1 pseudogene is annotated in these 2,758 nt (G+C 81.0%); it reads right to left on the minus strand.

What is annotated here, in order from left to right:
• Positions 1 to 2,712 (minus strand): annotated as a pseudogene (locus HCN52_RS23615) (hypothetical protein); the annotation flags it as partial.
• Between the last annotated feature and the right edge of the window lie 46 nt (positions 2,713 to 2,758).

Genomic DNA, 2,758 nt, shown 5'->3' on the forward strand with positions numbered 1-2,758 from the left:
GTGCTCGGCGGCGGCACCCTCGGCGGTGCCCGGCGCCGTCGCCGGCTGCCCTGCCGCGCCCGCCGCGCGGGCACTGACCCGGGTGACCAGCGGGAACGCCCCCAGCGGGAGCGGCATCGGGGCCGCTCCGGTGCCCCACGGCTGTGCGACGGCTGCGGGACGGCCCGGCGCGGCGGCGAGTCCGTCCGCGGCCCCGCCGCCGGATACCGGCGGCGCGGCCGGGAGCGGCGGTACCTCCCCGGCGCAGCCGCTCGCCATCTCAGCCGGGTCGTCCACCGGGGACCGGTCGGTCTCCGGGCGCGACAGGGCGCCGCCATCGCCCGCGGCGGGGGCCGGCGCGTCGGGAAGCTCGAACAGCGCGAGCTGCGGCGCGTCCTCACCGGGCAGCGAGGCCGACGCCGAGGCCGACGCCGCGACGGGCGGGAGGCCGTCCGCCGTCCGGTCCGCGCCCCACCGCGAGGTCGACACGGCGTCGTTCGCCGCGGCGGCCGAGCCGCTGTACTCGACGGGCCGGCCGTCCTCCGGTGCCGTCCCGTTCGTCACGGCAGCCGCGGCCGATGTCGGCGGTGCGTCGGGCGCGAGCGACAGCGCGTGGACTCTGCCGCTCGCGGGCCGGGCGGGGGAGCAGCCCGGCACCGGCGGGAACGCGGGCACGGCGAAGACCGCGCCCGGGACGGGCGCCGCAGCCGAGGTGCCCGGCGTCGGCGCGACCGTGAGCGGCGGGAACGGCGGCAGGACGAAGACGGTCGCCACGGCCGGGCGACCCGCCGACGACCCCGGCAGCGGCGGAAAGGCCGGCAGCGGGAAGACGGCGCCCGGGGCAGGCACGGCCGCCGAGCGCCCCAGGTGCACCACGGGCGGGACGGCCGGCGGCGCCGGGACCATGAACACCGCGCCCGGGGCGGGTGCGCCGGCGGAGCTGCCGAGCGGTGGCGCGGCGTCGTCGGTGCCGCGCCGCGGTGCTGCCGCCTCCGTCCGGGTCGGGGCGGGCGCCGCGGGCTCCGTCGACGCCACGTCGGCCATCTCGCCCCCTGCTGCTTCCTCCTCGGCTGCCTCGGCTGCTTCGGCCTGGGCGCGTGCGGCGTCGAGGGTGCGGCTGGCGGTGGCACCGACGGGCTGCGCGGTGGCGCGGGCGGCGGGCTGCACGGTGTCCGCTGCGGTGGTGTCGCCGTCCGGACGGGCGGGCGGGGCCGCTGCGGTCCGGGCCTCGGCGACGGCGGCCGGTCGGCGCGCGGTGGGTGCGGCCACCTCGTCCTCGGCTGCTTCGGCCTGGGCGCGTGCTGCGTCGAGGGTGCGGCTGGCGGTCGCGCCGACCGGCTGCGCGGCAGTGCGCGCGGCGGGCTGCCCGGCGACCGCTGCGCTGCGGGCGTCCGCGGTCGACACAGGGCCCCCGTCGCAGTCCTCGGGTACGTCAGGTGTGTCGGGTGCGCCGGGGGCTGCCCCCGGTGCGGCCGAGTCGGTGGGGGCGCTGCTCCCGGGCGCCTGCTCGGCGTCGTCCTCGGCAGCGGCGGTGCTCTCGCCCTCGGCCGTCTGGGGCCGGGCGAGAGCGGCGTCGAGGGTGCGACTGGCTGTGGCACCGACGGGCCGGGGTGCGGTGCGGACCGGAGCGGCCGGGCCGGCGGCCTCGGACGCGGAACGCACCGCCGGTTCTCCGTCCGCACCGGTCGGGGCGGGCTCGGGGGTGAGGCCCACCGGCGCCGCAGCCGCGTCGGCAGCGGTCCCGGTGGCGTCACGGTGGTGTCGAGCGGTGTCCTCCTCGGCCGGGCCGTCGCCCGGGGCGGATGCGGCCGCCGGGAGTTCGGCGGAGGCCGGTTCGCCGGCCGGCGGCGCTGACGGCTCGGTCGGCGCCGTTTCCGGCACGGGCCTCGGCTCGACCTCGGATGCGACCGCCGTCACGACGGTCCGCGGGGCGCGGCCGCCACGGGCGGCGGAGTCCGCGATCGCGTACCGCGCGGGGTCGTTGTCGGGGGTGTCGCCACTGATGGACAGCAGGGACCGCAGCCGGCCGCGCAGCCGGGAGGGGCGTTCGGCCTCGGGCTCGGGCGCCTCGGCCTCGCCGTCGACCCGGGTCTCGTCGTCGGCCGCTGTCTGGTCGTCGGCCGCCGCCTCGTCGTCGGCCGCTGCCTCGTTGTCCGTCCGGGCTCCCTCGGGCCGGTCATCGGAGTCCTCGGGGGCGTGTGCCGCCGTGCCCCCGTCCTCGACGACCGTGGCGGCCGCGGCGGTGACGGCGGTGACGGAGTCACGCGGGGGCGCAGCTGTCTCCTGCCGCCCGTCCTCGGCCGGCGTCGGCCGAGGGGTCTCGACCTCGGCCGTCGTCCGGGCGGTCTCCTCCGCGGCGGCGTCTCCCGCCGGCACGCCGTGGGAGGCGAGCGACCCGGCAGCCGCGGGCGACGCCTCGTCATGGCCGCCGTCGCTGGTGGCGTCGTCGTTGCTGTCGGTGCCGTTGCTGTCGGTGCCGTTGCTGTCGTCGCGGGGGAGGGCCGCCCGGGCACCGTGGCCTTCGGGCTGCTCGTCCGCGGGCTCCGCGGGCTCCGCGGGCTCCGCGGTGGTGGTGTCCGGGGCAGGGCGCGGGCCGAAGGCCGTGACTCCGGCCGGTGTGCGCGCCGAGTCGTGGTCCGTCCCGCCCGCGTCCGTGGACGGCGGGGCGGGGGCAGGGGGGCCGGCCGCGCCGGACCCGGCGGCTGCCGGGCCCGGCGCGTCGGGTGCGGTCATGGGGCGTCGCCCGTGCGGCGATGCCCCGGCCGCGCCCGGGGGACCC

Origin of the sequence: Streptomyces bohaiensis (assembly GCF_012033785.1) — a bacterium.
Taxonomy (GTDB): domain Bacteria; phylum Actinomycetota; class Actinomycetes; order Streptomycetales; family Streptomycetaceae; genus Streptomyces; species Streptomyces bohaiensis.